Genomic DNA, 23,586 nt, shown 5'->3' on the forward strand with positions numbered 1-23,586 from the left:
GCATTGCCCGTTTCGCCCGCCGCGAACGGCCAGCCGGTCGCGAATCGTGGTCGAAATCGGGTATCCTACGGCCGTTCGTTCGCCGGTGCCCTTCGGGGCCGAAGAGGGAACACAGGGCGCACCGCGCGCCGCTGTGGCTGCCCCCGCAACTGTAGACAGCGAGCCGATCCCCCCTCATGCCACTGGTTTCACCGGGAAGGCCGGGAGCCGGCGCCGACCTGTCAGCCAGGAGACCTGCCGGCCAGAAAGTGCGTGCGTGCCAGTCGGCGTCGGGCGGGGTGTACCGATGCGTTGGCCGCGGCGCCACACTGTTCCGGTATCCCGTTGAGTTCCGCTCCCGATTCGATTCCTGCGTCGTCCGTCGTGCGCCCGTCGGCCTGCCCGGGGCTCGTGCGCGTGGTCGCGGCCGCCGACGGCGGGCTGTGCCGGATCAAGCTGCCGGGCGGCCGGCTCGACGCGCGCCAGGCGCGCGCAATCGCCGCCGCCGCGCGCCTGTACGGCTCCGGCGCGATCGATGCGACCAATCGCGCGAATCTCCAGTTGCGCGGCATTCGCGACGGTGCGGCCGATGCGCTGACGCGCGCGTTGCTCGATGCGGGGCTCGGCCCGCGAGCAAGCGCCGACAACGCCACCATCGTCAATGCGGCCGCGCTCGCGGCGAGCGACGACGTCCGCAACGTGATGCTGAGCCCGCTTGCCGGGCACGACCCCGCCGCACTCGTCGACAGCCACGCGCTCGCCGTGCCGCTGCTCGACATGCTCGCGAGCGAGCCGCGCCGCGGCGAATCGTCGCCGAAATTCTCGATCCTGCTCGACGGCGGCGAAACGGTCGCGGCGCTCGATCATCCGCACGACATCTGGCTGGCCGCGTGGCGCCGCGGCGACGGCGCGGTACGTCTCGCAGCGGGACTGGCCGGCTGTCCGCCGGCGGCGCACGGCGATCGGCCCGCTTCGGTCGACGTGTCCGCGGACCAAGGCGTGGCACTGGTTCGCGCGCTGCTGCTCGCGTTCCTCGATCTCGCGCCGGCCGACGTCACGCGGATGCGCGCATTGCTTGCGACGTGCGACGAACGCACGCTGCTGGAACGCGCGCAGCACTACCTGCCCTTCCCGCTCGCGGCCGATCCGGCGCTTGCCGACTGGCGGCGCACGCGCGTCGACCCTGCGTTGCGTTTCGGCGCGCGCCCGTCGCGCGACGCGGCGCGTTGCAGCGTCGGCGCGCAATTCGCGCTCGGGCGGCTCGACGCGGCGCAACTGGAGCAGCTCGCCGCACGGGCCGAAGCCGATGGCGACGGCACGCTGTCGATGACGCCGTGGCAAGGCGTGTTCGTGCACGGCGTGCCGAACGAGCGTGCGGCTGCGACGCGCGACGCACTCGCGTCGCTCGGCCTCGTGTGCGCGTCGTCCGACCCGCTGGCGATGCTCGTTGCCTGCACCGGCAGCACGGGCTGCGCGAAAGCGCGCGCCGACACGAAACGCGACGCACGCGCACTCGCCGCGCGCGTCGGCCATCCGCTCGACGTGCATCTGACCGGATGCGAGCGCCACTGCGCGCTGCCGCACCCGGCCGCCCATACGCTCGTCGCGGTGGCGCCCGCGCATTACGACCTTTACCGGCGCGACGCGGCCGCGGGCCTCGGCGCCCCGCTCGCGCGCCATCTGACGATTGATCAGGCCGCGGTCCGACTCATGGACGCGCGGCACAGCCAGGACACCACCGATGCTTGACTACATTCGCGACGGGCAGGAAATCTACCGCCAGTCGTTCGCGACGATCCGCGCCGAGGCCGACCTGTCGCGGGTTCCGCCCGATCTCGAGAAACTCGCGGTGCGCGTGATCCACGCGTGCGGGATGGTCGACGTCGTGTACGACCTGCGCTTCTCGGCCGGTGCCGGCGCGGCCGGCCGCGCCGCGCTCGCGGCCGGCGCGCCGATCCTCTGCGACGCGAGGATGGTCGCCGAAGGCATCACGCGCGCGCGGCTGCCGGCGGCCAATCGCGTGATCTGCACGCTCGGCGAGCCGGAAGTGCCCGACCTCGCACGGCACCTCGGCAACACGCGTTCGGCCGCCGCGCTCGAACTGTGGCGCCCGCATCTCGCGGGCAGCGTCGTCGCGATCGGCAATGCGCCGACCGCGCTGTTCCACCTGCTCGACATGATCGACGCCGGCGCGCCGCGCCCCGCGCTGATCCTCGGTTTCCCGGTCGGCTTCATCGGCGCTGCCGAATCGAAGGCGATGCTCGATGCCGACAGCCGTGGCGTGCCGTACGTGGCGCTGCTCGGCCGGCGCGGCGGCAGCGCAATAGCCGCCGCTGCGGTCAATGCGCTGGCCACGGAGGTCGAATGACGCGCGCGCGCGGACGGCTGTTCGGTGTCGGCGTCGGCCCCGGCGATCCCGAACTGATGACGATCAAGGCGCTGCGCGTGCTGCAGGCGGCGCCCGTGGTCGCGTATTTCGTCGCGAAGGGCAAGAAAGGCAACGCGTACGGCATCGTCGAAGCGCACCTGCTCGACGGGCAGACGCAATTGCCGCTCGTCTATCCGGTGACGACCGAGGCGCTGCCGCCGCCGCTGTGTTACGAGACGGTGATCGCCGATTTCTACGACACCGCGGCCGAGATCGTCGCGGCGCATCTCGATGCAGGCCGCGACGTCGCGGTGATCTGCGAAGGCGACCCGTTCTTCTACGGCTCGTACATGTACCTGCACGACCGTCTCGCGCCGCGTTACGACACCGAGGTGATCCCCGGCGTGTGCGCGATGCTCGGCGGCACGGCCGTGCTCGGCCAGCCGCTCGTCTATCGCAACCAGAGCCTGTCGGTGCTGTCGGGCGTGCTGCCCGAGCACGAGCTGCGCGAGCGCCTCGCGCGCGCCGATGCGGCGGTCGTGATGAAGCTCGGCCGCAACTTCGACAAGGTGCGGCGCGTGCTCGACGAACTCGGGCTCGCGAAGCGCGCGCTGTACGTCGAGCGTGCGACGATGGCAAACCAGCGCATCGTGCCGCTCGACGAGGTCGATCCGATGGCGTCGCCGTATTTCTCGCTGCTCGTCGTGCCGGGGGAAAAATGGCAAGGATGACGACACCGCCCGCGATCGTGATTCTCGGCGCGAGCGCCCTCGATACCGCGCGACGTATCCAGGCGCGCTACCCGGGCGCCCGTGTGCACGGGCTCGCGTCGCGCGTCGACGCGGACGTGCCGTTCGACGAACTCGGCGCGCACCTGCGCGAACTGTATGCGCGCGGCTTGCCGATCGTCGCGCTGTGCGCGGCCGGCATCGTGATCCGCTGCCTCGCGCCCGCACTCGCCGACAAGGGCGTCGAGCCGCCGGTACTCGCGGTCGCGGAGGACGGTTCGGCCGTCGTGCCGCTGCTCGGCGGGCTGACGGGCGTCAATGCGATCGCGCGCGAAATTGCCGAATGCGTCGGCGTCGCGCCCGCGATCACGACGAGCGGCGAACTGCGCTTCGGCGCGTGCGTGCTCAATCCGCCGGAAGGCTATGCGCTCGCCGATCTCGCGCAGGGCAAGCGCTTCGTGTCCGACCTGCTCGCGGGCGCGTCGACGCGCATCGACGGCGCCGCGCCGTGGCTCGACGCGGTCGCGCTGCCGCGCGATGCCGCGGCCGCACACGCGATTCGCGTGACGCCCGATGCGTGGCGCGGCGCGCGCGACGAACTCGTGATTCATCCGCGCAGCGTGGTGGTCGGCGTCGCCGCGGAGGCCGTGCATGCGGAACACGCGCTGGCCGAGCGCATCGCAGCTGCGCTCGATACGCAGGGTCTCGCCCGGCTGGCGCTCGCGGCCATCGTCGCGCCGGCGTCGGCGATCGGCGAATCCGCGCTGGAAGAAGCGGCGAGCACGCTCGACGTGCCGCTGCGTTTCGTCGATGGCGATAGCGACAGCGCCATGCCCGCCGACGCCGCCACGCTGCTCGCCCGCGCATTGCGCGTCGCCCACACGATGCGTGCGGCATCGCACGGCCTCGCGTGCGCGGTCGCCTCGCATCCGATCGATCCCGCGACGCTCGGCCGCGCACGCGGCCGCCTGACGGTGCTCGGTCTCGGCCCGGGCGGCGCCGCATGGCTCACGCCGGCCGCACGCGCGGCGCTCGCGGACGCGACCGACATCCTCGGCTATACGACCTACGTGAACATGGCCGGCCCGTTCCGGGCGGACCAGCGCGTGCACGGCACCGACAATCGCGAGGAAATGCAGCGCGCGCGCCATGCGTTCGAACTGGCGGCCGAGGGCCGCCGTGTCGCGGTCGTATCGTCGGGCGACCCCGGCGTATTCGCGATGGCCGCGGCCGTGCTCGAAGCGCTCGACGAAGCGCGCGACCCGCAATGGGCCGCGGTCGACCTGCGCGTGGAGCCCGGCATCTCGGCGTCGCTCGCGACGGCCGCGCAGGCCGGCGCGCCGCTCGGTCACGACTTCTGCGCGATCTCGCTGTCGGACAACCTGAAGCCGTGGGACGTGATCGAGACGCGCCTGCGGCATGCGGCGCAAGCCGATCTCGTGATGGCGTTCTACAACCCGATTTCGCGCGCGCGGCCGTGGCAGCTCGACCGGGCGCTCGATATCGTGCGCGCGTATCGCATGGCCGACACGGTGGTCGTGCTCGGCCGCGACATCGGCCGGCCGGGCGCGACGCTGTCGACGACGACCCTCGGCGCGCTACGCGGCGACCAGGTCGACATGCGCACGATGGTGATCGTCGGCTCGTCGACGACGCGGCGCTTCGCGATCGGCAACACGCGCGAATGGGTCTATACGCCGCGCTGGTATCGCTGACGGCCGCTGCGCCCGGCCGGCGCGCGTACCGCATCCGGCGGCGCTCGCGTGAATGCGCATGCGCGCGAGCCGGTAATCGGCATGCCGGCGCGTCGCCGGTTCGCTGGAACCGGTCCATGCGCACCGCGTCGCGCGATCGGCCGGAAAAAATGCCCGCCCTGCGTTTCGAAATGCGATCGAATCGGCAAGTTCGTTACGTATCGGGAATCGAATAACAAAAAGAAGAACACCTAAATTCCCTATTCGACGCGAATCCTCCAAGATAGGCACGCCGCCGGCGGGGCACGTGCCTGCCCCATCGGCGGCGATACGCAGGCCAGCGTATCCCTCTTCCACTTGGAGAACACAGAATGAACAACAATGCGTTGACGCGTTTCGTTCCGCGTGCGTTTGCCGCGGGTTGTCTGCTCGCGATGGCGAGCGTGTCGCACGGTGCCGGCGTCTATGCGCCCTATGTCGACGTGACGCTTTATCCGACACCGCTGATCGACCAGATCGGCGTGCGCCAGGGCATCCAGCAGTTCACGCTCGCGTTCGTGGTCGCGGGCAACGGCTGCGTGCCGTCGTGGGGCGGCGTGCAGCCGATCGGCAACGGCGCGAGCGGCGGCCTGCTGACTGCACTGTCCACGTCGATCGCGAGCTACCGCGCGAAAGGCGGCGAAGTCGCCGTGTCGTTCGGCGGTGCGAACGGCACGCCGCTGATGCAGGCGTGCTCGACGGTCCCCGCGCTGAAAGCCGCGTACCAGACGGTGATCGACACGTACGGCCTCACCCATGTCGACTTCGACATCGAGGGCGGGTCGCAGCAGGACACGGCGGCGCTCGCGCGCAACTTCCAGGCCGTCGCGCAACTGCAGGCCGACTACGCGGCGAAGGGCAAGCCGCTGCATGTGACGCTGACGCTGCCGACGATGCCGACCGGGCTCACGCAGGACGGCGTGAACGTCGTCAACGCGGCCATCGCGAACAAGACCGCGTTCGACGCGGTCAACGTGATGGCGATGGATTACGGCCCGGCGAACCTCGACATGGGCGCCGCGGCGATCAGCGCCGCGCAGGCGCTCTACTCGCAGCTCGACACGGCGTTCAAGTCGGCCGGCCAGCCGAAGACGAATGCGCAGCTGTGGCAGATGGTCGGCGTCACGCCGATGATCGGCGTCAACGACGTGCAGGGCGAGACGTTCACGCTCGCGAATGCGCAGACCGTGCTGAACGCGGCAGTCGCGAACGGCTACGGCTTCTTCGGCAACTGGTCGGTCGGCCGCGACCAGGCGTGCCCGTCCGGCGGCACGTATGCGTCGCCGACCTGCTCGGGCGTCGCGCAGCAGCCGTACGCGTTCGCGACGATCTTCAAGAAGCTCGACGGCAAGTGGGGCGCGGGCGTCACGCAGGACCCGAACTACGGCGGCGGCACGAATGGCGGCACGCCGCAGCCGGGCGCACCGTGGGCGGCCGGCCAGGTCTATACGGCCGGCGCGACGGTCACCTACCAGGGCACGACGTATCAGGCGCAGTGGTGGACGCAGGGCGACGTGCCCGGGCAGGCGGCCGTGTGGAAGCCGGTCGGCGGCGGCACGCCCGCGTGGTCGGCGACGACCGCCTACCAGGGCGGCACGTGCGTGACGTACCAGGGCGCGAAGTATTGCGCGAAATGGTGGACGCAGGGCGACAACCCGAGCGCAGGCGGCGTGTGGGTGAAGTCCTGACGTTGCGACGGGCCGGCGCGTGACGCGCGGCGGGCCGTTTTCGGCGTGGCTGACCGCACGCCGGCAACGGCCCGCTGCCGTCGCCGTCGGGTGCCGCCGCCCTACCCGCGTGCATGCTCGGCCAGCAGCCGCGCCTTCGCGTCGACGAGCAGCGCCGCATGCGCGTCGCGATGCTGGCGAATCCGCTCGGTCGGCCCGACGACCGACAGCCCGTACCAGTCGCCGTCGAGCATCAGCGCGACCGCGATCGCCGACAGTTCGGGCGCGCTCTCGCCGAAGTTCTCCGCCCAGCCGAGCTCGCGAAACCGCGCGGTCTGCGCGACGAGCGCCGGCAGGTCGGCCACCGTCGCGTCGGTGAAGCGGTCGAACGGCAGTTGCGCGCCGAGCGCCTGCTGCACGTCGCTCGCGAGTTCCGCGAAGATCGCCTTGCCGATCGAGTTCGCGTGCAGCGGGCGCAGCTCGCCCGGCTGGCGCGTATAACGGATCGCCTGCTCGGATTCGACGACGTCGAGGTAGGTGACCGACACGCCCTGGATCTTGCCGAGCACGGCGGTTTCGCGGGTCGCGTCGCGCAGCGCGACGAGGTGCGGATGCACGATGTCGACGACCGGGTCGGTCGCGTCGATCGCGGCGGCGACCGTCTGCAGGCGTCGCGTCGGATAGTAGCCGCCGCGCTTGCGCACTTCGTACAGATAGCCGCGGCTCACGAGCGTGCGCGCCATCGCGAGACAGCTCGACGCCGGCACGTTGAGCAGGCGCGCGAGTTCGGTCAGCGGCAGCGGCCGCCGTTCGGCGGCGAACAGCTCGAACAGGTCGAGCGTGCGGGCAACGAGTTTGACGTCCATGGCAAGCGCTTGATTCGGAACGGGAAACCGCGCGCCGGGCGAGCCGCCGGGTCGGTACGGTCAGTACGACTTCGGCAGCCCGAGCACCTTCTCCGCGATGTAGCACAGGATCAGTTGAGGGCTCACGGGCGCGAGCCTCGGAATCATACACTCGCGCAGGTAGCGCTCGACATGGTATTCCTTCGCATACCCCATGCCGCCGTGCGTCGCGATCGCCGTCTGACAGGCCTGGAACGCGGCTTCCGCGCCGAGGTATTTCGCCGCGTTCGCCTCCGCGCCGCACGACTGGCCCGCGTCGTAGCGCGTCGCGGCCTTCATCACCATCAGCCATGCGGCCTCGAGCTGCATCCACGCCTGCGCGAGCGGATGCTGGATCGACTGATTCTGCCCGATCGGTCGGCCGAACACGACGCGCTCGCACGCATACTGCGTCGCGCGGCGCAGCGCGGCCTGCCCGAGCCCGATCGCCTCGGCGGCGATCAGGATCCGTTCGGGGTTCAGGCCGTGCAGCAGATAGCGGAAGCCGTCGCCTTCGTTGCCGATCAGGTCGTCGCGCGACACGCGCAGGTTGTCGATGAACAGCATGTTCGAATCGACCGCCTTGCGGCCCATCTTCTCGATTTCACGCACCTCGACGCGCGAACGGTCGAGGTCGGTATAGAACAGGCTTAGCCCGTCGGTCGGCTTCGCGACCTGGTCGAGCGGCGTCGTGCGCGCGATGATCAGCATCTTGTTCGCCACCTGCGCGGTCGAGATCCAGATCTTGCGTCCGCTCAGCACGTAGTGATCGCCGTCGCGGCGCGCCTGCGTGCTCAGGTGCGTGGTGTCGAGGCCCGCGTCGGGCTCGGTCACCGCGAAGCACGCCTTGTCGCGCCCGGCGATCAGCGGCGGCAGGAAGCGCGCCTTCTGCGCATCGTTGCCGAACACCTGCACCGGGTTCAGCCCGAAGATGTTCATGTGGACGGCCGACGCGCCGGACAGGCCGGCGCCCGATGCGCTGATCGTGCGCATCATCAGCGCTGCCTCGGTCATCCCGAGCCCGGCGCCGCCGTAGGCGGGATCCATCGCGATGCCGAGCCAGCCGGCGTCGGCGAGCGCCGCGTGGAAATCGGCCGGAAACCCGCCCGCGCGATCGCGTTCGAGCCAGTAGTCGTCGCCGAAGCGCTCGCAGATTTTCTCGATCGCGCTTTCGATCGCGCGCTGGTCGTCGGTCAGGTCGAACTGCATGGTTTGCTCTCCAGGAAAACGTGAACGGCCGCGCCGCTTTCGCGACGACACCGGGCCGCCCCGGCCGTCGCGCCGACGAAAAACGCCTTCGGGCGGCCGGCACGCGGCGTCGGGGCAACGCGCACGGTCATAACGGAAACACGCCCGTCGCGACCGCGGCGAATACCATCAGCACGGTGGCGGCGAACAGGAACGGAATCGTGAATTTCTGGTGCTCGGCGAGCTCGACGCCGGTCAGGCCGACGATCAGGAACGTCGCGGGCGTAAGCGGGCTCACCGGAAAGCCCGTCGTCATCTGGCCGAGCAACGCGGCTTGCGCCATCTGGATCGGCGGCACGCCGAGCAGCTTGCCGCTTTCCGCGAGCACGGGCAGCACGCCGAAGTAGAACGAATCGGGATCGAACAGCAGGCTGAGCGGCATCGACAGCAGCCCGAGCACGAACGGCATGTGGCGCGCATGCTCGATGGGCACGTGCGCGACGACGACCTCGGCCATCGCCTTCAGCATCCCGGTGCCGGACATGATCCCCGTGAACGCACCGGCTGCGAGCAGCACGCTCGCCATCATCAGCGCGGCTTTCGCATGCGCGTCGATCCGCTCGCGCTGCGCCTGGACGTCCGGGTAATTGATCACGAGCGCGGCGACCGTGCCGAGCATGAACATCACCATCGGGTCGACGATGCCAGACACGAGCGTGACGAGCACGACGAGCGTCAACGCGACGTTGATCCCGAATCGCCCCGGCCGGCGCAACGCGCGTTCGGCGTCGGTCAGCTCGCGCGGCGCGATCGCGAGCGACGCCGCGCCGGCGCGGTCGAGCCCGAGCCGTTTCGCCTCGCGTACGCCGAGCACCCAGGCGGTGCCGAACACGAACGCGAGCCCCACGATCTGCACCGGAATCATCGGCGTGAAAATCGCCGAGCCGGGAATGTGCAGCGCCGCCGACGCGCGCAGCATCGGCCCGACCCACGGCAGGAAGTTGACGCCGGCCGCCATCGACGCGACGCACGCGAGGATGCGGCGATCCATCCCGAGCCGCGTATAGAGCGGCATCATCGCGGGCAGCGTGACGAGAAACGTGACCGCGCCGGAGCCGTCGAGATGGATCAGCAGCGCGAGCAGCGCCGAGCCCATCACGATGCGCGGCGGATGGCAGCCGATCACGCGCAGCACGCCGGCGATGATCGGGTCGAGCATCCCCGCATCGGTAAGGATGCCGAAAAAAAGAATCGCAAAAACGAACATCCCGGCGATCGGGCCGATGTTCTGTACGCCGTGCACGACGAACTTGCCGGTCTGCAGCCCGAAACCTGCCGCGAGCGACGCGGCCACCGGCACGACGATCAGCGCGACGAGCGGCGACAACCGCTTCGTGATGATCAGGCCGAACAGCGCGACGATGGCGACCGCGCCGATCCATGCGAGCATGATGCGTCTCCTCTTCTGCCGGTGCGCATGTCGGTGCATGTCGACGCGCGGGCCGGCGTGATGTCCGAATGACGGTGCGCGCGGCGCGCGGCCGTGCGCCGCGGTACCGCACGGCTGGCGGCCGCGATGCCGGTCAGCGCCGGCGGTCGTCGGCGTTGCCGTTGTCGTTGCCTTCGTCGTCCGCAAAAACCTGCGCCGCATGTTCGTTCAGCGCGGGCGGCGGACGCCGGTACGTCGCCGGCGTGCGGCCGAGCTTGATCGGCGACGCGATGCCGCGATGCCGGCCCAGCTCGATCTTCATCCGCCGATGCGCGACATGCGGGTGGTCGAGCGCCGCATCGAGCCCGAGCACGGGCGCGCACGGCACGCCGCGACGCATCAGTTGCTCGGCGAGCGCGGCGCCGTCGTGCGCGGCCAGCGCCGTTTCGAGCAGCGTGCGCAGCGCGGTGCGATGCTGACTGCGCGCGCGGTTGTCCGCGAAGCGCGGATCGTCGAGCCAGTCGCGCGTGCCGAGCACGTCGCACAGCGCGGAGAACTGCCCGTTGTTGCCGACCGCCAGGAAGATGTCGACGCCCGCCGTCGGAAAGCTGTCGTACGGCGTGATGTTCGGATGCGCGTTGCCGGTGCGCACGGGCGCCTTGCCGGAGTGGAAGAAGTTCGGCGTATGCGGATGAAGGATCGACAGCGCGCAGTCGAACAGCGTCGATTCGACGAACTGGCCGCGGCCGCTGGCGTCGCGCTCGCGCAGCGCCATCAGCACGCCGAGCGCCGCGTTCAGCCCCGTGACGAGATCGACGATCGGCACGCCGACGCGCAGCGGCGCGCCGCCGGCTTCGCCGTTGACGCTCATCAGCCCCGCGAGCGCCTGCACGGCCGCGTCGTAGCCCGGCAGCCCGCCCAGCGGGCCGTCCGCGCCGAAACCCGACACGCGGCAATGGACGAGGCGCGGAAACCGCGCATGCAGGGCGTCGAACCCGAGCCCCCAGCGCTCCATCGTGCCGATCTTGAAGTTCTCGACCAGCGCGTCCGCATGTTCGAGCAGCCCGAGCAGCCGCTCGCGATCGGCCGGCTGCGTCAGGTCGAGCACGATACCGAGCTTGTTGCGATTCACGCCGAGAAAGTACGACGCGGTGTCGCCGTCGAACGGCGGGCCCCACGTGCGCGTTTCGTCGCCGGACGGCGGTTCGACCTTGATCACCTCCGCGCCATGATCGGCGAGGATCTGGGTCGCGTACGGACCGCCCAGCACCCGCGACAGATCGATGATGCGCAATCCCGCCAGCGCGCCCTGCTGCTCGTGTTCCGCCATGCGTCTCGCTCCTGGTTCCGGTTGATCGGACTGCCGGTTCCGGCGGCCCGGCGCGTGCAGCGGGGTTGCTCCGGATTCGACGAATAATTCTTGTATGTGAATTTATATTCACACCCACGAATTATGTTGTCAAGCCCGGATGGACCCGGCTACCGCGCGGACGACGTCGGCGTGCACCAGGTGGAACGGCACCGAACGCGCGCCGGTTGCGGTCGCGCCCCGCCGTTGGCTAAGCTGGCGGGCGACATTCATCCCCCCATACAAGGCGGAACATTCATGAAACGGTTGTGGCTGGCGGCCTTCGTGCTGGCGTCGACGCTGGGCGTCGCGCACGCGCAAAACCAGACTTTCCACTTCGGCGAAGGACAAGCCGGCATGCCGGGCGCGGCGCCACACGCTGCCGCGCCGGCGGCCCGGCCCGCGCCCGCACGCCGGCACGTCACCGCGCCGTCGCCTCATCATCGGCGTGCGGTTCACAAGCGCCGCCATTCGCGCGGCGCGAAGCCGGCGCGCGGCGGGATCTACACGCACGCGTGACTGGCGTCCGTGGCGCGACCGCGGTGCACGCGATTGTCATGAACGGCCGGTAACATCGGCGCGGCGGCTTGCATGCCGTCGCCGCCTGCTGCCAGACCACGCGCAGCCGACGTGCCTTTCCTCCACGATTCAGCACCTGTTTTGCCAGAACATGAGCACCGGGCCGGATACCCTCCCCGTCAACAAGGAACGCGCCACGATCGTGTGCCGCCAGCGCAGCAGCGTGCTGCTGGTCGCGCGCACCGCGGCGCGCTGGTCGCTACCGGGCGGCACGATCCGGCGCGGCGAGACGCCGCTCGAAGCCGCGCTGCGGGAACTCGCGGAGGAGACGCGGCTGGAGGGGCTCGCGCTCGACTACGCGGTGCAGTTCGGCGGGCTGACGAAGCTGCATCACGTGTTCGTGGCCGACGTGCCGGCGCACCTGACGCCGCGCGCGAGCAACGAGATCGCCCGCTGCAAGTGGTTTACCGTCGACCGGCTCGACACGCTGCGCGCCAGCGTGCCGACGCGCAAGATCATCGAGTTGCTGCGGCTCGACTGTTTCTCTGCGCTCGCGAGCGGGCCGCTTCGCTGAGGCCGATGCCGGGTCGGCCTCCGACCGCGGCGATTACGCGCGCAGGAACGGGCCGGCCTTGCGTTCGAGCAGTGCGACGAGTTCGGGTTGCATGAACGCGTAGCGGTCGGGGATGTCGAGGCAGACGATCTTCCGGTGCTTCAGATGCGCACCGAATTGCGCCGACAGTCGCGCCTTGTGCGCGCGCTCCATCACGAACACGATGTCCGCCCAGTCGAGTTGCTCGGCGGACAGCCGCACGTCCGCGTCGGGCGCGAGGCCCGCGGAGTCGGTTTCGACGCCGGGCCACGCGGCGAACACCGCTTCGGCCGTCGGGCTGCGTAGCCGGTTGCGGCTGCAGATGAACAGTGCCCGTGTCATGTCGCTTCGCGGCTGCCCGAGCGGCCGGCTCAGCCCTGCGGAATCGTGCCCGGCCGCACGTACGCAAGCATGTGCGGCACGTAATCGGCCTTGCCGAGCTCGACGCCGTGATGGCGCAGGATCGCGTACGCAGCGATCGCGTGGAAGTAGAACTGCGGCAGCGCCCAGTCGCGCACGTACTGTTCGCCCGTCATGTCGAACGCGATCCCGTTCGGCAGTTCGAGCGTGATCGGCAGCGCTGCGCCGCCATCGAGCGCATCCGGCGCGAGTTCGCCGAGAAAGGCGAGCGTGCCTGCGATGATCGCCTGCGCATCGGCCGGCGAACCGGGTTGCGCATCGGCGTTCCAGCCCGCCTCGCGCAACGCGAGCAATGCCGCCGGCAGCGGTTCGCCGCGCAGCCGGTGGACCGGCTCCATCGCCTGGAAACACGAGAAACGCACCTGGGCGGCGAGCGGATACATGTCGGGCGCCAGCCTCAGCGTCATCGCCGCGTCGGGTTCGTCGCCGGCGGACTGCCGGTGCGCGACGGCCTTGTCGAGCCACGCGGACTGCGCACGCAGCATCTGGGTGTAGGTCGGAACGAGAAGTTGGGTCGGTGACACGCGTGCGCTCCTGTGCTGGGGTTCGCGCCACACGATAGCAGCGTCGGCGCAAACCTGCATCCTTGGTCGGGCGCGCCGTGTGCCGTCACGGCTTGCCGTGCCGCGCCAGGAACCGGTCGAGCTGCGACGCAAACGCCTTGCCGTCGCGCGCGCTGAACGGCGCCGGCCCGCCCGTGTCGATGCCCGCGCTGCGCAACTGGTCCATCATCGCGCGCGTCGACAGGCGTTCCTCGATGTTCTCGCGGCTGAACCAGTTGCCGCGCGGGTCGAGCGCGTGTGCGCCCTTGTCGAGCACGGCGGCGGCCAGCGGGATGTCGGCCGTGATCACGAGGTCGCCGGGTTCGGCCAGCTCGACGATGCGCGCATCGGCCACGTCGAAGCCGGCCGGCACCTGCACGGCCTTGATGAACGGCGACGGCGGCGTGCGCAGAAACTGGTTCGCGACCAGCGTCACGCAGATCTCGGCGCGACGCGCGGCGCGAAACAGCATGTCCTTGATGACGGCGGGACACGCGTCGGCATCGACCAGTACTTGCATGGCGGAGGTTTCCGGTGGGCAGAAGCAGAAGCGGCGATCATAGCGCACCGCCGGCCGGCCATCGGCCGCCGAGATCGGTGCGAAGCGCGTCGGCCGTCACCCGCTGCGCGCCCCACGACGCGGCGAGCCGTGCACCCTGCCCGATCCGCACGGCCGCATCGTCGAAGTCGACGAACACGACGTGATCGGCCGCCGCGGGTCTGGCTGGCGTGTCGCGCGTGCGCCCGTCGGACAACACCCATAGCCAGCGCGCTTTGCCGGGCTCGCGCCGCGCCGCGCGGGTGAGCAACTGCGCGGCGGCCGCGATGCCGTCCGCGAGCGGCGTACCGCCGCCGCCGTCGACCGGCTCGAGCCAGCGCGCATTCCACCAGCGCGGCACGGCCGGGCCGAAGCGCCGCACGGCGCCGTTGCCGCCGAAGCAGACCAGCGCGGTTTCGACACGCGCGTGCGCGGCCTGATCGAAATACGCGACGATCAGCCCCTTCGCGAGCGCGAGCCGTTCGTGCGACAGCATCGATGCCGAACAGTCGAGCACGAAGCAATGCAGCGCGTGCAGCGTGCCCGCGCGTTTCCCGTAGCGCAGATGATCGCGATGCAGCGGGCCGCCGCGCTTCGCGGCGAGCGTCGCCGGCCATGCGACGGCCGTGCCGGCGCGCACCGTGCCCGGCACGCGCGCGGCAGCGCCTGACTGCCATCGAGGACCGCGAATCGCGTTCGCGGCGGCGCCGGCTCGATGGCTCAGCGTTTTTTTAGCGGCAGCGGCACCACGCTTTTCACGTCGCGCAGCCCGGCCGGTTCGGGCGGCAGGTAGCCCCAGTCGGCCTGCGGTGCCGACACGCCGGCCGTCGGGTCGCCCGTTTCGCGCGGCCGGTCGTCGGGGCGCGGGTCCGGCGGCGCGCGACCGTCGCGTTCGCCATCGTGCTGCGACGACTGGTACGACGATTGCTGCGACGACTGCGGCCCCGCATGGCGCCGGTGCCGCAGCACGGCCTCGGCTACGCGCTCCACGTGCGACACCGCCACCGCGCCGGCCCGTTCCAGCGCGGCCAGCGCACGCGCGGCGCGCAGCATCACGAGATCGGCACGCAGCCCGTCGACGGCCGCGTCGATGCACAGCGCGCTGACGCGCGCATGGACCGCATCGTCGAAATCCAGCGCCGGCAGCCGGGCGCGCGCCGCGCGAATCCGGTCCGCGAGTTCCCGCTGAGCGGACGCGTGACGCGCGCGAAACGCGTTGGGATCGAGATCGAACGCGAGTCGCGCCTTCACGATCCGCTCACGCTGGGCGGCGTCGAAGCAGTTCTCCAGTTCGACCATCAGCCCGAAGCGGTCGAGCAACTGCGGGCGCAGCTCGCCCTCCTCGGGATTCATCGTGCCGACCAGCACGAAGCGCGCGTCGTGCGCGTGCGACACGCCATCGCGCTCGACGATGTTCACGCCGCTCGCGGCGACGTCGAGCAGCGTATCGACGAGCCCGTCGGCGAGCAGGTTCACTTCGTCGACATACAGCACGCCGAGATGCGCGCGAGCCAGCAGGCCCGGCCGGAAGCGCACGCCGTTTTCGGCCAGCGCATGCGCGAGATCGAGCGTGCCTGTCACCTGCTCGTCGCTCGCCGACAACGGCAGCGTGACGAACTGCCCTTCCGGCAACAGCTCCGCGAGGCCGCGCGCGGCGGTCGATTTCGCGGTGCCGCGCGGCCCGCTGACGAGCACGCCGCCGAGCGACGGGTCGATCGCGGCAAGCAGCAGCGCCTGCTGCAACGCGTCCTGCGCGACGAGCGCCGCAAACGGAAAAACCGCGCGGGCGCGGTGCGTCGTCGGATCGGTCATCGCCGCCCCCCTTCCTGAAGTTGTTCGCTCGCGAGCCAGACCGCTTCGATCCGCTCGCGATAGTTGCCCGGCTGCTGCCACAACCCGCGCTGCATCGCCTCGACGAAGCGTTCGCAGATCCCGTGCAGCGCCTTCGGGTTGTGCCGCTCGAGGAACGCGCGGGTGGCGTCGTCGAACAGGTATGCGTCGGCGACGAGCGCGTACTGGTGATCGGACAGCACGCGTGCGGTCGCGTCATAGCCGTACAGATAGTCGACGGTCGCGGCCAGCTCGGCCGCGCCCTTGTAGCCGTGACGCTTCACGCCGTCGAGCCATTTCGGGTTGACGACGCGCGAGCGGATCACGCGCGCGATTTCCTCGCGCAGCGTGCGCATCTTCGGCGCGACCGGGTTCGCATGGTCGCCGTGGTAGATGCTCGGCTGTTGCCCGGACAGGTGCCGCACCGCCGCGGTCATCCCGCCCTGGAACTGGTAGTAGTCGTTCGAATCGAGGATGTCGTGCTCGCGACTGTCCTGGTTCTGCACGACGACGTCGATCGTTGCCAGCCGTTCGCCGAACACGTCGGCCGCCGCGTCGCCTGCGCTGCTCTGCGCGTACGCATGGCCGCCCCATCGACGGTAGGCGTCCGCGAGATCGGCGTCGGTCTGCCAGCGGCGCCGGTCGATCAGGTCCTGCAGGCCCGCGCCGTAGCTGCCCGGCCGCGCGCCGAACACGCGCCAGCCGGCGCGGCGCCGCGCTTCGTCGTGCGCCACGCCCTGCGCGATCCATTTCGCGCGTTCACGCTCGATGCGCGCGCGGATCGGGTTCAGCGCCTCGGGCTCGTCGAGCGCGGCGACGGCCTGCACGGCCGCGTCGAACAGGTGCATCAGGTTCGGGAACGCGTCGCGGAAGAAGCCCGACACGCGCAGCGTCACGTCGATGCGCGGCCGGTCGAAGATCTCGATCGGCAGGATCTCGAAGTCGGTCACGCGATGGCTGCCGTGCGCCCATTTCGGCCGCACGCCGATCAGCGCGAATGCCTGCGCGATGTCGTCGCCGCCGGTGCGCATCGTGGCCGTCCCCCACACCGACAGCCCGATCGCGCGCGGATAGTCGCCATGATCCTGCAGATGGCGCTCGATCAGTTGCTGCGCGGATTTCAGGCCGAGCGACCACGCCGCCTGCGTCGGCACCGCGCGCGTATCGACCGAGTAGAAGTTGCGGCCGGTCGGCAGCACGTCGGGACGGCCGCGCGACGGCGAGCCGCTCGGCCCCGGCGGCACGAAACGGCCGTCGAGCCCACGCAGCAACTGACGCATTTCCTCGCCGCCGCAGGCGTCGAGCGCGGGTAGCAGCATCGTGCGCACGCGCTCGATCACCGCGAGCGTATGCGGCCATGCGCCGGGCGGCGGAATGTCGATGCGGGGTTCGTCTGAAGCGGCTCCGCACACGGCGTCGAGCCAATGTTGCGCAAGCCGTTCGAGCCGCTCGCGCGTATCGCCCGCATGACGCCACGGCGACGCATCGAGCGCCTGCAGGACGGTCGGCCGCGGCCCCGTCCACGGCGCGGCCCAGTCGGCCGCGAGCGGGTCGAAATCGTCGCCGAGCGCGAGATCGCGCGCGAGTGCGCCGATCAGCCCGGCACGTTCGCCCTTGCCGTCGCCGACCGGAAAGCGCGCGAGCGCGAGCAGCGTGTCGCGCCGCTGGCGCTCGACCGGCGACGCGCCGAACACGTGCAACCCGTCGCGAATCTGCGCCTCCTTCAGCTCGCACAGCCATGCGTCGACCCGCGTGAGCAGCGCATCCTCGTCGCCCGCGTCGCGCGGCGGCGACACGCTCAGCTCGTCGTGCAGCCGATGCTCGGCGATCGTCGCGAGGATCGACTTGCGCAACAGCTTCGCGCGCCGCGCATCGACCATCAGCGCTTCGTAGTATTCGTCGACCTGCCGTTCGAGATCCTGCAGCGGGCCGTAGTTTTCCGCGCGCGTGAGCGGCGGCATCAGGTGATCGACGATCACGGCCTGTGCGCGGCGCTTCGCCTGGCTGCCCTCGCCCGGATCGTTGACGATGAACGGATACAGGTGCGGCAGCGGCCCGAGCGTCAGGTCGGGCCAGCACGCGTCGGACAGCGCGACGCTCTTGCCCGGCAGCCATTCGAGATTGCCGTGCTTGCCGAGATGGATGACCGCGTCGACGCGATACGCATCGCGCAGCCAGAAATAGAACGCGAGATACGCATGCGGCGGCACGAGCTCCGCATCGTGGTAGCTCGCGTAGTCGTGGTCGTCGCGCGAGCGTGACGGCTGGATGCCGACGAACACGTTGCCCGCGCGCCAGCCAGCGATCGTGAAACGCCCTTGCCGCAGCGTCGGGTCGGCTTCAGGCGGCCCCCAGCGCGCGTTCAGCGCGTCGCGCACGGCCGCCGGCAGCCGCGCGAAATGCGCGACGTAGTCGGCCAGCGGGAAGCTCTGGAACGCCGGGCGCAGCGCGTGCACGGCCGTGTCGTTGGTCACGCCTTCGATGAGCCGCGCGATCAGCGCGTCGCCGTCGGGCGGCAGATCGGCAACCGTATAGCCCGCGTCGCGCAGCGCCGCGAGCACGCGCAGCGCGGATGCCGGCGTGTCGAGCCCGACGCCGTTGCCGATGCGCCCTTCGCTTTGCGGATAGTTCGCGAGAATCAGCGCGATGCGCTTGTCGGCATTGTCCAGCGTGCGCAGCCGGCACCAGCCGCGCGCGAGCGCCGCGACGAACGCGATCCGCTCGGCATCCGGCTGATAACGCACGACGTCGACCTCGGTATGCGGGCAGCGATACGCGAGCCCCTTGAAGCTCACCGCGCGCGTGACGATGCGCCCGTCGACTTCGGGCAGCGCGACATGCATCGCGATGTCGCGTGCGTGCAGGCCCTGGTTGTCGGCCACCCACACGTCGCGATTGCCGCCGGACAGGATCACTTGCAGCACCGGCGCGTCGCCGGCGAGCACGTCGTGTTCTGGGCTGTCGATCGCGCCGGCCGCGAACGCGGTCGTGTTCAAGACGAGTGCGACGCCGTGCGTGTCGCAGAGTTGCGCGATGACCTCGCGGCTCACCGCATCCTTCAGCGACGTCACCGCGATCGGCAACGGATTCAGCCCTGCGTCGATCAGCGCGTCGGCCAGCGCATCGAACACGGCCGTGTTCGCGGCTTGCCAGTGCGCGCGATAGAACAGGATCGCGACGACGGGCGCGTCGGGCGTCCAGCGCGGCCGCCAGTCGTCGACGCTCGCGCGGTCGCGCGCCGGGTGATACAGCGCGGCGGCCGGCAGCGGGCGTGGCGGTTCGGGCTCGTCGCCGAACCCGAGCGTGTGAAACGCGATGCTGCGCAGCAGCGCGTCGGCGTTGTGCACGCCGCCTTCGCGCAGATAGCGCCACCATAGCCGGCACAGGTCGGCCCCGACCGTGCTCTTCGCGACGAGGTTCGGGTCTTCCTGCAGGTCGCCCGAGAACATCGCGAGCCGTTGCCCGCGCTTCGACGCGAGCGACACCGCCTGTTCGATCCCGTACGGCCAGTACGCTTCGCCGCCGAGGTGATCGATCACGACCGTCTTCGCGTGACGCAGCACGTCGTCGACGTAGAAATCGACCGACGCCGGCTGCCGCAGGAACGTGACGTTCGCGAGCCGCACGCTCGGGAACCCGGCGGGCAAGTGCGGCACGACACTCGCGAGCAACGACAGCGTCGTGTCGGCCGAGCTCAGGATCACGATGTCGGCCGGCTGCTGGTCGATCCGAACGACACCCTGCGTATCGTCGACGAAGCCGCCCGGCGTGGTGCGCAGCAGATGCATCGTGCGTTACGCCTGTTGCGGCTCGGCCGCGCACGCGGCGTCGAACGCGCGTTGCAGCGCGGCCGCGTCGAGATCCTCGCCGATCAGCACGAAGCGGCTCGCGCGCGTTTCGCCGTCCTGCCAGCGGCGGTCGAAATAGCTGTCGAAGCGGCGGCCGACGCCCTGGATCACGAGCCGCATCGGCGCGCCGGGCAGCGCGGCGAAGCCTTTCGCGCGATAGATCGTGTGCGCTTCGACCACGCGCTGCAGCGCGGCGATCGTCGCTTCGCGCGTGCCGGCGTCGCCCGACACCACCACCGAATCGAAATCGTCGTGATGGTGGTCGTGATCGCCGTCGTCGGCCGCACCGTGATGGTCGTGACGCAGGTGGATCGTTTCCTCCGACGCCGATTCGAGGCCCAGCAGCATCGCGAGATCCAGTTCGCCGCGCGTCGCGCGCACGATCTTCACCTGTGGCGGGATCTCGTCGCGGATCGCGGTTTCGATTCGCGCGAACTCGGCGTCGCCGACGAGGTCGGCCTTGTTCACGATCACGAGATCGGCGGATGACAACTGATCGGCGAACAGTTCGTGCAGCGGCGATTCGTGGTCGAGATTCGGATCGGCGCGGCGCTGCGCGTCGACGGCCTGCGGGTTTTCCGCGAACTGGCCGCTCGCGGCGGCCGGCCCGTCGACGACGGTCACGACCGCGTCGACCGTGAAGCTGTTGCGGATCGTCGGCCAGTTGAACGCCTGCACGAGCGGCTTCGGCAGCGCGAGGCCCGACGTCTCGATCAGCACGTGGTCGATGTCCGCGCGGCGCTCGACGAGCGCTTCCATCACCGGATAGAACTCTTCCTGCACGGTGCAGCACAGGCAGCCGTTCGCGAGTTCGTACAACTGGCCCGATGCCTCGCCCCGTGCATCGTCGCAGCCGATGCCGCAGCCCTTGAGGATTTCGCCGTCGATGCCGAGTTCGCCGAATTCGTTGACGATCACCGCAATGCGGCGGCCTTCGGCGTGCTGCAGGATATGGCGCATCAGCGTCGTCTTGCCGCTGCCGAGAAAGCCCGTGACGATCGTGACGGGAAGCTTGCGTAGGGTCATGGTAGGTCCTGTGACGGAAATGGAATCAGGCCGGGGTCGTCGCGTCGGTGGCGGCGCGGCCATTCATGGGGCGGGACGCGGGAAGGCCGCCGCGCAGTCCGGCCGGACAGCCGCAGGACGGGCGGAACAACGAATCGGGCATGGTGCTTCCTTGCGAACGGTCGACATCGTGAATGCCAACACGGCTGCCGCGGCCCCGCCCGCGCCGCCTGCCGCTCGCCGCGCCGGCCGCTCGCGTGCGCGCGGCGGCAGATGGGCGGAGGAAGCGTCGAACACCGGGCGTCGGGCCTGCTGCGGCCGTGGACGATGCGCCGCCTCCCCGCGGCGCTGAACCCTAACGTTTAGGCCGGTATCCGGGCTGACGAACACGCCGCTTCGCCTTCCCGGATACGCGCGGCATCCAGTGGCGGTCGTCCGCATGCGCGGGGCATGCGGCGAAGCGGCGCTGCATCGCGCTGCGCGCGACGCGTTCGCTTACCGTTGCGGGGGCAGCACAGGTTGGCTCGACTGCGGCGCAGGCAGGCTCCCTGTTTCCCGTTTAACTGCGTGCGCCGGAGCGGCGCGCGCGAGCACCAAAACGCGTGCGAGTGTAGGCGGCGGTGCGGGGAGCGTCAAGGCGAGCGGCCGGCAGCAAACGCGAATGATTGTCGTTTTCAACCATGTGAGATAAACTTCGCTCGATAACGAAACCTACCATCACGCGACGGCCATGTGAGGCAATCACTCAGTCATCCTTAAATTTCCATGTCGAAACGACAGATATCCGGGCGGCGGTTTCCTGTGCTGGCCCTGTCGCTGTGCTCGATCGCCGGCGTTGCTTCCTGCCCTGCCCCGGCGGCCGAGTTCGACGACGAGCTGCCCACGCTCGAGGTGCGCAGCCGACGCCATCCGAACGATCCGCGCGCCGAAAGCGTGAGCACGGCGACCCGCACCGCGAGCGATCCGCGTGACGTCCCGCAAACCATCGACAGCGTGCCGGTCGAGGAAACGCTGTCCTATGGCGGCCGCACGCTTGCCGACGCGCTGGCCGGCGTGCCGGGCGTGTCCAATACGTCGGACACGCGCTTCGATGCGTTCCGCATCCGCGGCTTTTCCGCCGCGGGCGACCTGCTGCTCGACGGCATGCGAGACGACGCGCAATACGTGCGCAGTCTCGGCAATATCGAACGCGTCGAAGTGCTGAAGGGGCCGGCCGCGGCGCTGTACGGGCGCGGCAGCGGCGGCGGCGTCATCAACCGGATCACCAAGCAGCCGTTGCCGGAAAACTTCGGACATGTCTCGGCGGCGACCGGAAGTTATGGACGGCTCGGCGCGTCGGTCGATCTCAACCGGATGCTGTCGAGCGCATGGAGCATGCGGCTCAACGCGGGGCGCGAACACGCAGGCAGCTTCCGCGACCACGTCGACGGCACGCACCAGTACGTCGCGCCGTCCATCAAGTGGCAGGACGCGCGGCGAAGCTGGCTGCTGCAATTCGAATACGACACGTACGACCGCGTGCCCGATCGCGGCATGCCGGCGCCGGTCGCCGCGGTCGATGCGGCCGGCAAGCCGGTCGCGTTCTCGCTGCCGTCCACGCCACGCGCAACCTTCTTCGGCGCGGCGGGCCGCGACACCCTCCGCGACGAGAACATGAACTGGCGCTCGGTCTTCACGCACGTGCTCGATGGCGACTGGAAATTGCGCCATACGCTGGGCGTGCTGGATTTGCGCAGCACCTTCGACAATACCTACGTCACGCAAAGCTACGTCACGAAGCCGCGCGACTACCGGCGCGTGCAACGTGCGCGCTACCTGCAGGACATGACGCATCTCAACGTGCAGACCGGCGTCGAGCTGAGCGGCAAAGTCGCGACCGGCCCCGGCTTGCATCACCTGCTGTTCGGCATCGAATACGGCTGGCAGAAACGCAGCCCGACGCTCTGGCAGGCCGACGCGGCGCCGGTCCCGATCACCGGGCCGGATCGCCTCGCGCCGGCCGGTGGAGCGCCGCGCCCGTATGCGATGAACCGCCATCGCGTCAGCGACTACGCGATCTTCGCGCAGGATCGCATCGACCTCGGGCGAGCGTGGAAACTGCTCGGCGGCGTGCGCGGGGAACGCTTCGACGTCGATTCGACCAACGCGCTGAACGCTTTGCATGCGCGGCGCACGACGACGGCATGGAGCCCGCGGCTCGGCGTCGTGTGGTCGCCGGTTGGCGCGCACAACGTGTATGCGTCGTACAGCAAGAGCTTCGCGCCGGTCGGCGGCGACCTGATCGGCATCACGCCGGACGCGCGCGGCAACGCCAACGATCTCGGCCCGCAATACAACCGCCAGTACGAGATCGGCGTGAAAAGCGACTGGCGCGATGGCGCGCTGAGCACGACGCTCGCACTGTTTCAGCTCGATCTGTACAACCGCCGCGTCGCCGATCCGGTTCGGCCCGGTTTTTTCGACCTCAACGGCCTCGAGCGCAATCGCGGCCTGGAACTGGGCGTCGCCGGCCGGCTCGCGGGCGACTGGTTCGTTCGCGGCGGCATCGGCTGGCAACACGCACGCGTGGTCGACGCCGAGCCGAAGTACGCGGGCAAGCGGTCGGCAGGCGTGTCCGGGTCGAACGGCAGCCTGTTCGTCGGCCATGCGCCGCTGCGCGGATTTTTCGCCGAACTCGGGCTGGTGTACGAAGGGGCGCGTTACGCCGATCGCGACAACCTGCTCGAACTGCCCGCATACGTCCGCTGGGACGGCAAGGCCGGATATCGCACGCGCGACCTCGAGGTGACGCTGGCGGCCGTCAACCTGACCGATCGCGACTACTACGCGAATGCGACGGGTCTCGCGCAGATCGTGCCCGGTTCGCCACGCACGTTCACGCTGACGGCGGCGTACAAGTTCTGACCTCGCGGGCCGCGCCGACGCCCCGCGCAACCGGTCCGCCGGGCGGCTCGTGCGTTGCACGCCT

At 70.1% G+C, this 23,586-nt stretch carries 19 protein-coding genes and 2 riboswitches; of the genes, 8 read left to right on the plus strand and 11 right to left on the minus strand.

Annotation, left to right across the window (positions count from 1 at the left end; genetic code table 11):
• The first annotated feature begins 66 nt into the window (after window positions 1-66).
• A riboswitch (cobalamin riboswitch) is annotated at window positions 67-257 on the plus strand.
• A 106-nt stretch (window positions 258-363) separates the two neighbouring features.
• The 5 genes from cobG to WT24_RS19030 all read left to right on the plus strand — a co-directional run bounded on the left by cobG (window position 364) and on the right by WT24_RS19030 (window position 6,496).
• Entirely contained in the window at window positions 364-1,728 is a 1,365-nt protein-coding gene (cobG, locus tag WT24_RS19010; RefSeq protein ID WP_306453357.1) for a precorrin-3B synthase, read from the plus strand.
• Window positions 1,721-2,347: a precorrin-8X methylmutase gene (locus WT24_RS19015; protein WP_060035498.1), complete on the plus strand. Its 627-nt coding sequence runs from the start codon at window positions 1,721-1,723 to the stop codon at window positions 2,345-2,347. Before cobG ends, WT24_RS19015 begins: the two co-directional genes overlap by 8 nt.
• Window positions 2,344-3,078: a precorrin-2 C(20)-methyltransferase gene (locus WT24_RS19020; RefSeq protein ID WP_050012643.1), complete on the plus strand. Its 735-nt coding sequence runs from the start codon at window positions 2,344-2,346 to the stop codon at window positions 3,076-3,078. The genes WT24_RS19015 and WT24_RS19020 overlap by 4 nt, the downstream gene beginning before the upstream one ends.
• Window positions 3,075-4,790 (plus strand): precorrin-3B C(17)-methyltransferase, encoded by a 1,716-nt coding sequence (gene cobJ / locus WT24_RS19025; protein ID WP_060035501.1) that lies wholly within the window; start codon window positions 3,075-3,077, stop codon window positions 4,788-4,790. Before WT24_RS19020 ends, cobJ begins: the two co-directional genes overlap by 4 nt.
• 350 nt (window positions 4,791-5,140) lie before the next feature.
• Complete coding sequence (locus WT24_RS19030; protein WP_060035503.1) at window positions 5,141-6,496, plus strand: chitinase; 1,356 nt, start codon at window positions 5,141-5,143, stop codon at window positions 6,494-6,496.
• Between the two features lie 101 nt (window positions 6,497-6,597).
• Here WT24_RS19030 and WT24_RS19035 read toward each other — a convergent pair whose 3' ends face one another.
• From WT24_RS19035 to WT24_RS19050, 4 genes are all read right to left on the minus strand, one after another.
• Window positions 6,598-7,341 (minus strand): IclR family transcriptional regulator, encoded by a 744-nt coding sequence (locus tag WT24_RS19035; protein ID WP_060035505.1) that lies wholly within the window; start codon window positions 7,339-7,341, stop codon window positions 6,598-6,600.
• 60 nt (window positions 7,342-7,401) lie between these two features.
• Window positions 7,402-8,568, minus strand: a complete 1,167-nt coding sequence (locus WT24_RS19040; RefSeq protein ID WP_059498922.1) for an acyl-CoA dehydrogenase family protein — start codon at window positions 8,566-8,568, stop codon at window positions 7,402-7,404.
• Window positions 8,569-8,695: 127 nt separating this feature from the next.
• A complete protein-coding gene (locus WT24_RS19045; protein WP_060035507.1) occupies window positions 8,696-9,997 on the minus strand; it encodes a CitMHS family transporter in 1,302 nt (433 codons plus the stop codon).
• A gap of 133 nt (window positions 9,998-10,130) precedes the next feature.
• The gene (locus WT24_RS19050; protein WP_060035509.1) at window positions 10,131-11,306 is read right to left on the minus strand and encodes a CaiB/BaiF CoA-transferase family protein; all 1,176 of its coding nucleotides are present in this window, start codon (window positions 11,304-11,306) and stop codon (window positions 10,131-10,133) included.
• A gap of 276 nt (window positions 11,307-11,582) precedes the next feature.
• Between WT24_RS19050 and WT24_RS19055 the strand changes: the two genes are divergently transcribed.
• Both WT24_RS19055 and WT24_RS19060 read left to right on the plus strand, forming a co-directional pair.
• On the plus strand, window positions 11,583-11,843 hold the full coding sequence (locus WT24_RS19055; RefSeq protein ID WP_060035511.1) for a hypothetical protein: 261 nt from the start codon (window positions 11,583-11,585) through the stop codon (window positions 11,841-11,843).
• A 151-nt stretch (window positions 11,844-11,994) separates the two neighbouring features.
• Entirely contained in the window at window positions 11,995-12,417 is a 423-nt protein-coding gene (locus WT24_RS19060; RefSeq protein ID WP_060035513.1) for an NUDIX hydrolase, read from the plus strand.
• Between the two features lie 33 nt (window positions 12,418-12,450).
• On the opposite strand, the gene WT24_RS19065 is transcribed toward WT24_RS19060, so the two are convergent.
• The 7 genes from WT24_RS19065 to cobW all read right to left on the minus strand — a co-directional run bounded on the left by WT24_RS19065 (window position 12,451) and on the right by cobW (window position 20,639).
• The gene (locus WT24_RS19065) at window positions 12,451-12,777 is read right to left on the minus strand and encodes a low molecular weight protein tyrosine phosphatase family protein (protein ID WP_060035515.1); all 327 of its coding nucleotides are present in this window, start codon (window positions 12,775-12,777) and stop codon (window positions 12,451-12,453) included.
• Window positions 12,778-12,806: 29 nt separating this feature from the next.
• Window positions 12,807-13,439 (minus strand): DUF1993 family protein, encoded by a 633-nt coding sequence (locus WT24_RS19070; RefSeq protein ID WP_060035517.1) that lies wholly within the window; start codon window positions 13,437-13,439, stop codon window positions 12,807-12,809.
• Between the two features lie 25 nt (window positions 13,440-13,464).
• On the minus strand, window positions 13,465-13,917 hold the full coding sequence (locus tag WT24_RS19075; RefSeq protein WP_059789886.1) for a YaiI/YqxD family protein: 453 nt from the start codon (window positions 13,915-13,917) through the stop codon (window positions 13,465-13,467).
• A gap of 37 nt (window positions 13,918-13,954) precedes the next feature.
• The gene (locus WT24_RS19080; RefSeq protein ID WP_060035519.1) at window positions 13,955-14,587 is read right to left on the minus strand and encodes a VWA domain-containing protein; all 633 of its coding nucleotides are present in this window, start codon (window positions 14,585-14,587) and stop codon (window positions 13,955-13,957) included.
• Window positions 14,588-14,655: 68 nt separating this feature from the next.
• Complete coding sequence (locus tag WT24_RS19085; RefSeq protein ID WP_060035521.1) at window positions 14,656-15,747, minus strand: ATP-binding protein; 1,092 nt, start codon at window positions 15,745-15,747, stop codon at window positions 14,656-14,658.
• Window positions 15,744-19,553 (minus strand): cobaltochelatase subunit CobN, encoded by a 3,810-nt coding sequence (gene cobN / locus WT24_RS19090; RefSeq protein WP_060035523.1) that lies wholly within the window; start codon window positions 19,551-19,553, stop codon window positions 15,744-15,746. The genes WT24_RS19085 and cobN overlap by 4 nt, the downstream gene beginning before the upstream one ends.
• A gap of 6 nt (window positions 19,554-19,559) precedes the next feature.
• Window positions 19,560-20,639: a cobalamin biosynthesis protein CobW gene (cobW, locus tag WT24_RS19095; RefSeq protein ID WP_060035525.1), complete on the minus strand. Its 1,080-nt coding sequence runs from the start codon at window positions 20,637-20,639 to the stop codon at window positions 19,560-19,562.
• Window positions 20,640-20,965: 326 nt separating this feature from the next.
• A riboswitch (cobalamin riboswitch) is annotated at window positions 20,966-21,231 on the minus strand.
• A 152-nt stretch (window positions 21,232-21,383) separates the two neighbouring features.
• Here cobW and WT24_RS19100 point away from each other — a divergent pair.
• A complete protein-coding gene (locus tag WT24_RS19100; RefSeq protein WP_060035527.1) occupies window positions 21,384-23,522 on the plus strand; it encodes a TonB-dependent siderophore receptor in 2,139 nt (712 codons plus the stop codon).
• Window positions 23,523-23,586 lie beyond the last annotated feature (64 nt).

Origin of the sequence: Burkholderia sp. MSMB1078WGS (assembly GCF_001528895.1) — a bacterium.
Taxonomy (GTDB): Bacteria; Pseudomonadota; Gammaproteobacteria; order Burkholderiales; family Burkholderiaceae; genus Burkholderia.

What these genes read in the sequence shown, in the direction of transcription:
- WT24_RS19020 (WP_050012643.1), top strand. Translation starts at nt 2,344, where the DNA reads ATGACGCGCGCGCGCGGACGGCTGTTCGGTGTCGGCGTCGGCCCCGGC.
- cobJ (WP_060035501.1), top strand. Translation starts at nt 3,075, where the DNA reads ATGACGACACCGCCCGCGATCGTGATTCTCGGCGCGAGCGCCCTCGAT.
- WT24_RS19100 (WP_060035527.1), top strand. Translation starts at nt 21,384, where the DNA reads ATGTCGAAACGACAGATATCCGGGCGGCGGTTTCCTGTGCTGGCCCTG.
- WT24_RS19085 (WP_060035521.1), bottom strand. Translation starts at nt 15,747, where the DNA reads ATGACCGATCCGACGACGCACCGCGCCCGCGCGGTTTTTCCGTTTGCG.
- WT24_RS19030 (WP_060035503.1), top strand. Translation starts at nt 5,141, where the DNA reads ATGAACAACAATGCGTTGACGCGTTTCGTTCCGCGTGCGTTTGCCGCG.
- WT24_RS19035 (WP_060035505.1), bottom strand. Translation starts at nt 7,341, where the DNA reads ATGGACGTCAAACTCGTTGCCCGCACGCTCGACCTGTTCGAGCTGTTC.
- WT24_RS19015 (WP_060035498.1), top strand. Translation starts at nt 1,721, where the DNA reads ATGCTTGACTACATTCGCGACGGGCAGGAAATCTACCGCCAGTCGTTC.
- WT24_RS19050 (WP_060035509.1), bottom strand. Translation starts at nt 11,306, where the DNA reads ATGGCGGAACACGAGCAGCAGGGCGCGCTGGCGGGATTGCGCATCATC.
- WT24_RS19045 (WP_060035507.1), bottom strand. Translation starts at nt 9,997, where the DNA reads ATGCTCGCATGGATCGGCGCGGTCGCCATCGTCGCGCTGTTCGGCCTG.
- WT24_RS19065 (WP_060035515.1), bottom strand. Translation starts at nt 12,777, where the DNA reads ATGACACGGGCACTGTTCATCTGCAGCCGCAACCGGCTACGCAGCCCG.
- WT24_RS19070 (WP_060035517.1), bottom strand. Translation starts at nt 13,439, where the DNA reads ATGCAGGTTTGCGCCGACGCTGCTATCGTGTGGCGCGAACCCCAGCAC.
- cobW (WP_060035525.1), bottom strand. Translation starts at nt 20,639, where the DNA reads ATGACCCTACGCAAGCTTCCCGTCACGATCGTCACGGGCTTTCTCGGC.
- WT24_RS19060 (WP_060035513.1), top strand. Translation starts at nt 11,995, where the DNA reads ATGAGCACCGGGCCGGATACCCTCCCCGTCAACAAGGAACGCGCCACG.
- WT24_RS19055 (WP_060035511.1), top strand. Translation starts at nt 11,583, where the DNA reads ATGAAACGGTTGTGGCTGGCGGCCTTCGTGCTGGCGTCGACGCTGGGC.
- cobN (WP_060035523.1), bottom strand. Translation starts at nt 19,553, where the DNA reads ATGCATCTGCTGCGCACCACGCCGGGCGGCTTCGTCGACGATACGCAG.
- WT24_RS19040 (WP_059498922.1), bottom strand. Translation starts at nt 8,568, where the DNA reads ATGCAGTTCGACCTGACCGACGACCAGCGCGCGATCGAAAGCGCGATC.
- WT24_RS19075 (WP_059789886.1), bottom strand. Translation starts at nt 13,917, where the DNA reads ATGCAAGTACTGGTCGATGCCGACGCGTGTCCCGCCGTCATCAAGGAC.